A 7,029-nucleotide genomic window follows, 5' to 3' on the forward strand; every position below is an offset into this window, starting at 1 on the left:
GCGGGAGGGGAAGATGAACGGCCCGCTCGGCTTCGGCCTGTCGATCGAGCCGCAACTATGGGCGCTGATCTTCGTGATGGTGCGCGTCGGCGCGGCGTTCATCGCAGCCCCCGTATTCAGCGCCATCGCAATTCCGGTCACGGTGCGCGTGACGCTGTCGGGCGCGATCGGCGTGCTGGTGCTATCGGTGCATCCGGTGGTGCCGCCCGCACAGATCTTTTCGCTCACCACCTTCCTGGCGGTCGCAGCGGAAGCGCTGGTCGGCTTTGCCATGGGCTTCATCCTGCAAATCGCATTCGCCGCGCCGATGATCGCGAGCGAAGTGATTGGCACCTCGATGGGCATCGGCTTCGCGTCCGCGATCGATCCGCAGAACGGCCGCTCGACCCCGGCGCTCGGCCAGTTTTTCTCGATGATGCTGACCCTGCTGTTCCTCAGCGTCAACGGCCACCTCATCCTCGTCGAGATGATCGTGAAGAGCTATGACGCACTGCCGCCGGGGGCCGCCTGGCTTAAACCAGCGCAGCTTGAGAATATCGCGTTTTTCGGCGGCTACACCTTCCTTGCGGGATTGCTGCTGGCGCTGCCGGTCGGCTTCCTGCTGCTGTGCCTCAATCTCGTCGTCGGCATGATCTCGCGCTCTGCCCCGTCGCTCAACCTGTTCGCGGTCGGCTTGCCCGCCAGCCTCGCGGTCGGCGTGGTTGCGCTCGCCTTGGGCTTTCCCGCGATGGGGGATTATCTGCTCGTCATCATCAACGAAGGTCTCGCCGCCACGCAAAGCCTGGTGCTCGGCTGATGGCAGACGAATATGGTGAAAAGACAGAAGCCCCAACCGCCAAGCGCAAACGCGATGCGGCGGAACAGGGCGACATCCTCAAATCGCGCGAGTTTGCAACCGCGCTGGTGATCCTCGCCGGGTGCGGCTGGCTGGCGATGATGGGGCCTTCGCTGGTCGGTGCGTGCAAGGAGATCATGACGTCGAGTTTTTCGTTCGACCAGCGCGATATCGAGGATTTCTCCCCTTTCCGCCCGCTCCTGCAAAGCGGCTGGAAGCTGGCACCGGCAATTGGCTCACTGCTGGCGGTAACGCTGGCGGCGGCGATCCTTGGCCAGGCCGGGCTTGGCCACCTTGGTTTCAATGGCAAATTGCTCGCACCCAAGGCGTCGCGGATCAACCCCGCCTCAGGCCTGCAGCGCATCTTCGGACCGCAAGGGTGGATCGAGCTCGGCAAGTCGCTGCTCAAGGTGGCGCTGCTCGGCAGCATTGGCTGGTATATGCTGCAACAGGCGTCGCACATGACGATCGGCCTTGCCTCGACCAATATCGGCACGGCCGTCGCTGCGCTCGGCGGCACCTTCATGGGGATTTTGTTCGCGATGGCGGGCGGGCTCGTGATCATCGCGGGCATCGACGTGCCGCTGCAATTGATCCAGCTGCTGCGCAAATTGCGCATGTCGAAACAGGCGATCCGCGACGAGCATAAGGAAACCGAAGGCTCGCCCGAGGCCAAGGGCGCTATGCGTCAGCGTCAACGCGAGATGGCCAAGCGCAACATGCGCGCGGCGGTGAGCGAAGCGCATGTCATCCTGACAAACCCGACGCATTTTGCGGTCGCGCTGCGCTATAATCGCGAGTCCGACCAGGTGCCCGTCGTCGTTGCCAAAGGGCGCGGCGTGATCGCGCTCGCGATCCGCGAATTGGGGGCGGAAGCGCAAGTGCCCGTGCTCGAATATCCCTCGCTGGCGCGCGCCGTCTATTACACCAGCCGCGAAGGGCAAGAGGTGCGCGACGACCTGTATGTCGCGCTGGCGACGATCCTTGCCTTCGTGTTCGGGCTCAACACCGCGGCGGGCGGTACGCCGCCGCCGGTGCTGGTGCCGCCGAGCGCGCGCTTCGACGAAAATGGCGTGAAGGAATCCTAAACATGACCGCCCGCCCGTCGTTCTTACACATGAGTTTGGGAGCAAGACCACAGCCATGGTGACCACCACCGCAACCCAGTCGATCCTCACTTCGCTCGGGGCCGGGTCCGGCGTCGACACGGCATCGTTGGTCGCCTCCCTCGTGCAAGCGCAGTTCGCTGCCAAGAACGCGTCGCTGACCAAGCAGGAAGATGCGCTAACCGCACAGATCTCTTCGGTCGCCAAAGTGCAAAGCGGCATCACCAGCTTTGCCGCTGGGCTCAAGACGCTGGTGACGGGCGGCACCTTGGTGACACAGCCTACGAGTTCGAACACCAGCGTGCTCACCGCGACTGCGCTTCCGGGTGCGAAATTGTCGGGTCTCGCCGCCTCGGTCGAAGTGACTCGCCTCGCCACCGCCCAGGTGGCCACCAGCGCAACGTCCTTCTCCAGCCGGGATGCCACCGTCGGCACCGGCAATCTGACGTTGACCCTCGGCACAGCGACCGTCGACAGCGGCGCGTTGACGGGCTTTACTGCGGGAACCGCCAAACCGGTGACCATCGCCATCGACAGTGCGCACCAGACGCTTTCGGGAATTGCATCGGCAATCAACGCCGCGTCTGCCGGGGTGACCGCGAGCATCGTCACCGACGCCAATGGCACTGCGCGCTTGACGCTGAAAGGCGCGACCGGCACCAATCAGGCGTTCACCCTCTCCAGCGACACGCCGGCACTGTCCGCACTCAACGTCGCGTCGGCGAGAGCGCGACCACGATCGGCAGCGCGGCTGGTAATGCCCAGCTGAAACTCGACGGCGTCAGCATCGAACGCTCGAGCAACACAGTGTCCGATCTGGTTGAGGGGGTGAAGCTCGAACTTACCGGCACTGCGGTCGGCAAGCCGGTGACCTTGGGCAACACCAAACCGACTGCGGCACTATCGCAGGCAGTGACGGATTTCGTCGATACCTACAATCAGCTGCAGGCGGTGCTCAAGACCGAGACCGATTCCACCTCGGGTGCGCTGCGCAACGACAATAATGCGACCAGCCTGGCGCGCGCGCTGCGCGCATTGCCGCTGACCACGCTGACGACGGGCGCGGCGGCAGGCGACCCAATCAACCTTGCCTCGATCGGCGTGTCGACCAATCGCGACGGCACGCTGAGCGTCGATTCGACCAAGCTGAACGCTGCGCTGACCAATACCCCGGATGCGGTGGAAGCGCTGTTTGCCAATGGCACGGGCGCAACCGGCGGCGGCATCGCCGCGGCGCTGGATGCGATCTCGACCGCAGCAGTCGACCAGAAAGTGACCATCAACGGCAATGTCGAACATATCGGTCTGGTCGGCAGCACCGCGCTTTATACCGCTGCCAAGACCAAGGTGACCGACGCCGAAGCCAAGGTCGCCACCGACACCACGGCCTATCAGGAACGCCTGACCAAGCAATATGCCGCGTCCGACGCGCTGGTGGCCAAATACAAGGCATCGCAAACCGCGCTGACGAACCAAATCGCGCAGTGGAACAAAACCGGGTGAGCACCGCCTACGCAACCGCCTTCGGCCGCAACCCGGAGGCGACGTATCGTCAGATCGAACTCGCCGGACAGACTGCCGAGGCCGATGGGCCAGCGCTTGTCCAGTTATTGTATGACGAGGCGATCCGCGCCTTGCGCGGGGCCGCGTGGGCTGCGGAGAACGGCAATTATGCGATGAAGAGCGAAAAGGTGACGCGTGCCACCGCGATCCTGTTCGCGCTGGAGGCGGGGCTCGATTTCGACGCCGGTGGCACCGTCGCCCCCGCTTTGGCCAACCTCTATGCCGGAGCGCGGCAAACCGTGGTCAATGCAAGCATCGGCAGCGATCCGGCTCCGTTTCGCGAGGTCGCAGCGACGCTCGACGAGATCGGCCAGGCCTGGCGTACCGTGCGCGCCGCATGACCAGCCCCCTGTCGCAACGGAATGGCACCCGGATAACGCCGCCGCAATCGCGCACCGACGCTACCCCGCCGATCGAGTCCCCTGCTTCGACACCGTGCGCAACACCGCCCGCGACCGGCACGATCCTGGCGATCGACGATAGCCGCACCAGCCTCAGCGTGCTCGGCCAGCGGCTCGGTCAGCTCGACTATCGCACCGCGCTCAGCGACAACGGATCAGAAGGGCTCGACCTGATTGCGGCGCGCGGGTTCGATCTGGTCCTGCTCGACATGGTGATGCCGGGCATGTCCGGCCTTCAGGTTCTGCACGAGATCCGCAGCAATGCCGATACGGCGGACTTGCCGGTTATCATGATGACCGGTCACCGCGACCCCGCCGCCGCGATCGACGGACTCGCAGCCGGTGCCGACGACCATGTCGCCAAGCCTCTCGACTTCGATGTCCTTGCCGCACGGATTGCCCGCGTGCTTGCTCGCGCCCGACGAATCACCGAGCTCAAGCGCGCCAATGCAGCGCTCGATGCCCGCGTCGCGACGCGTGCGGTCGAACTGGGCGAAACCAGGGCCACGCTCGCCGCGACGCAGGCCGAGCGCAAGCGCCTGGCTGCGTCGGTCAAGGCCCTGAACGACCGCATCCAATGGCTCAGCCGAACCAGCGTTTCGCGCTGAAATACCCGATGATCCCGATCGTGATCGCAATGCAAATCCCGCCGATCGCGTCGAACGCCCACGGCTCCTTGGCGTAAGGCAACCCCTCGACATTCATGCCGTACAACCCGGTCAGGAAGGTCAGCGGGAGGAAGATCAGCGCCACGATCGAGATCAGCAGCGCGCGGGAATCGATCTGCTCGGCGCGCAGATCGGTCAGAGATTCATGCATCAGTGCCGAGCGTTCGCGGATCGCTTCCAGTTCCTCGGCCATACGCGCCGCGCGGTCGGCCGCGGAACCGAGATGCAGCCGGTCATCATCATGCAGCCAATCGCACGGCAGGGCAGCAAGCTTTTCCAGCGCGGCGCGCTGCGGCTGCAGGAAGCGCCGATAGCCGATCGCCGCAACGCGCACCTTGGTCACACCGCGACGCAGTTCGAACACTTTGTCCGCATCGAGATCGGCTTCGCAATCATCGAGACGGTCGCCGAGATCGGCCACTTCGGGATCGAGCTCTTCGGTAATCGCCACCGCGAATTCGGCGATCAGGTCGCCTGGGTCGCGGATATGACCGCCCTCGATCAGCTTCACGACATCGTCGATCGCGGTCACCGCACGCCGGGTGACCGAAATCACCCGCCCCGCGACCGCCCAGATCCGCAGCGACGCGAGCGGATCCGAGGTGGTCATCGCTTCGTTCGAGCGCCCGCGCAGATTGAGAAACGCGCCATCGCCCACCGCATCGCAACGCGGGCGCGATTCGGACGTGGTCAGCGCATCGACGATATAATCGGGGGCTTTGGCGGTGTCGGTCAGCCACGCCTGCGCATCTTCGTTGTTCGAGGTGAGATGCACCCAGACCAGGTCGCCGGTCGCCGCGATGGCCTGGCCGATGTCGATCCGCGCCGCCTTGCCGTCGGCAACGCAATAGGCAAAACGGCTCTGTTGCAAAGATTGGCGGCAGTCAGAGGTAGGCTGTCGCTCTGCGCCGATCAGGCGGCTGCTGCGAAATGGTGGTTGAGCATGCCCATGGCCTCCGTCAGCGCCGAGGGCCCAATGCCAAAAGCTCTCTCCACAAGGCGCACCTCGCCCCTGACTGCCGGGCTGCAGGCACCAGGGGCGAGCCTGTCCTTTGCGCAGGGCTCGCATGACTTCGAATCCCTTGATCGTGGCATAGGCCGTGGGGATCGATTTGAAACCGCGCACCGGCTTGATCAGTATCTTGAGCTTTCCGTGATCGGCCTCGATCACGTTATTGAGATACTTCACCTGCCGGTGGGCCGTCTCCCGGTCCAGCTTTCCTTCGCGCTTCAATTCGGTGATCGCTGCACCATAGCTCGGCGCTTTGTCGGTATTGAGCGTGGCAGGCTTTTCCCAGTGCTTCAGGCCTCGCAGGGCCTTGCCCAGGAACCGCTTCGCTGCCTTGGCGCTGCGGGTCGGCGACAGGTAGAAATCGATCGTGTCGCCCCGCTTGTCGACTGCCCGGTACAGGTAGGTCCACTTGCCCCGCACCTTGACGTAGGTTTCATCCAGGCGCCAGCTCGGATCAAAGCCACGCCGCCAGAACCAGCGCAGCCGCTTCTCCATCTCCGGGGCGTAGCACTGGACCCAGCGATAGATCGTCGTATGGTCGACCGAAATGCCGCGTTCCGCCAGCATTTCCTCAAGGTCGCGATAGCTGATCGGATAGCGACAATACCAGCGCACCGCCCACAGGATCACATCACCCTGGAAATGGCGCCACTTGAAATCCGTCATCGTTCCGTCCGTCCAATCTCCGCCAAGCATGCTCAAGCTTCACGATTTTTGCAACAGAGCCCGCGCGAGTAATGCCATGCAGTAGGGCGTTTGAGAGGTCCCGCGTAATCAGAATGCCATCCTTGGTGATGATGTGGAAATTCGCTGAACCTGACTCCGTTATGAGGCCATCCTCCACGAAAAGCACATCATCATAGCCTTCGCGCAACGCCTCCATCTTGGCCATTGACGAGTAGAGAAGCTGTACCGTTTTGATCTGCCGGTGAGCCCATCGCCCATCAGGTGCTGTCTTCATTGTGATGCCACGTTCCCAGCCAGGGTTAGCCAGGATGGTGCGCGGCTGCGTGAACATCACGATCGTCGGACGGAGGCCATCGGTGTAGATAAAATTGCGGTCTTCCGCGCCACGGGAAATCTGCAAATAGACTAAGCCATGCGTAATGCCATTCCGGCGCGCGATCTCCTGGTGCAAAGCCAAGAGTTCACCTTCCGCGACCGGCATCGGAATTCCGAGCGTTTCGAGCGAGCGTTTCAGTCGATCGGTGTGGCCCTTGAAATCGATCAACTTGCCGTCAGCAACGGCAGTTACCTCATATATCGCATCCGCAAAAAGAAATCCGCGATCGAAGATCGAGATCGTTGCTGCCGTCTCGTCCAGCCATTGGCCGTTGACGAACACTGTCCTGCCCATTGTGCGCGTTCCTGTCATTTCGTTGGAAAAATTGTGGGGCAGTCGCGGTTAGCCAATTGCCTTTTGCAGCTTCCGGTAGGACCTCAA

8 protein-coding genes and 1 pseudogene are annotated in these 7,029 nt (G+C 63.2%); 6 read left to right on the forward strand and 3 right to left on the reverse strand.

Annotation, left to right across the window (positions count from 1 at the left end; genetic code table 11):
• Positions 1 to 13 precede the first annotated feature (13 nt).
• Genes fliR through NW75_RS13355 form a run of 6 tightly spaced genes read left to right on the forward strand, consistent with a single transcriptional unit; the run spans position 14 to position 4,513 of the window.
• Entirely contained in the window at positions 14 to 796 is a 783-nt protein-coding gene (gene fliR, locus NW75_RS13335) for a flagellar biosynthetic protein FliR (RefSeq protein WP_052192400.1), read from the forward strand.
• Positions 796 to 1,923, forward strand: a complete 1,128-nt coding sequence (locus NW75_RS13340; protein ID WP_033965695.1) for an EscU/YscU/HrcU family type III secretion system export apparatus switch protein — start codon at positions 796 to 798, stop codon at positions 1,921 to 1,923. The genes fliR and NW75_RS13340 overlap by 1 nt, the downstream gene beginning before the upstream one ends.
• Before the next feature lie 55 nt (positions 1,924 to 1,978).
• Positions 1,979 to 2,710: a flagellar cap protein FliD N-terminal domain-containing protein gene (locus NW75_RS26590; protein ID WP_231565198.1), complete on the forward strand. Its 732-nt coding sequence runs from the start codon at positions 1,979 to 1,981 to the stop codon at positions 2,708 to 2,710.
• A gap of 38 nt (positions 2,711 to 2,748) precedes the next feature.
• Positions 2,749 to 3,444 (forward strand): flagellar filament capping protein FliD, encoded by a 696-nt coding sequence (gene fliD, locus NW75_RS26595; protein WP_231565199.1) that lies wholly within the window; start codon positions 2,749 to 2,751, stop codon positions 3,442 to 3,444.
• On the forward strand, positions 3,441 to 3,845 hold the full coding sequence (locus tag NW75_RS13350; RefSeq protein WP_033965696.1) for a flagellar export chaperone FliS: 405 nt from the start codon (positions 3,441 to 3,443) through the stop codon (positions 3,843 to 3,845). The genes fliD and NW75_RS13350 overlap by 4 nt, the downstream gene beginning before the upstream one ends.
• Entirely contained in the window at positions 3,842 to 4,513 is a 672-nt protein-coding gene (locus NW75_RS13355) for a response regulator (protein ID WP_231565200.1), read from the forward strand. The genes NW75_RS13350 and NW75_RS13355 overlap by 4 nt, the downstream gene beginning before the upstream one ends.
• Here the strand turns inward: NW75_RS13355 and NW75_RS13360 are convergent.
• The 3 genes and pseudogenes from NW75_RS13360 to NW75_RS13370 form a co-directional block, all read right to left on the reverse strand.
• Positions 4,488 to 5,444, reverse strand: a complete 957-nt coding sequence (locus NW75_RS13360; RefSeq protein WP_033965698.1) for a zinc transporter ZntB — start codon at positions 5,442 to 5,444, stop codon at positions 4,488 to 4,490. The two genes, NW75_RS13355 and NW75_RS13360, sit on opposite strands and share 26 nt — an antisense overlap.
• Positions 5,445 to 5,485: 41 nt before the next feature.
• Positions 5,486 to 6,251, reverse strand: a pseudogene (locus NW75_RS13365) (IS6-like element IS6100 family transposase).
• Complete coding sequence (locus NW75_RS13370; RefSeq protein WP_197057807.1) at positions 6,217 to 6,930, reverse strand: aminotransferase class IV; 714 nt, start codon at positions 6,928 to 6,930, stop codon at positions 6,217 to 6,219. Before NW75_RS13370 ends, NW75_RS13365 begins: the two are co-directional and overlap by 35 nt.
• Positions 6,931 to 7,029: the final 99 nt, after the last annotated feature.

Source organism: Sphingomonas sp. Ant H11 (assembly GCF_000797515.1).
In the GTDB taxonomy this organism is placed as follows: Bacteria; Pseudomonadota; Alphaproteobacteria; order Sphingomonadales; family Sphingomonadaceae; genus Sphingomonas.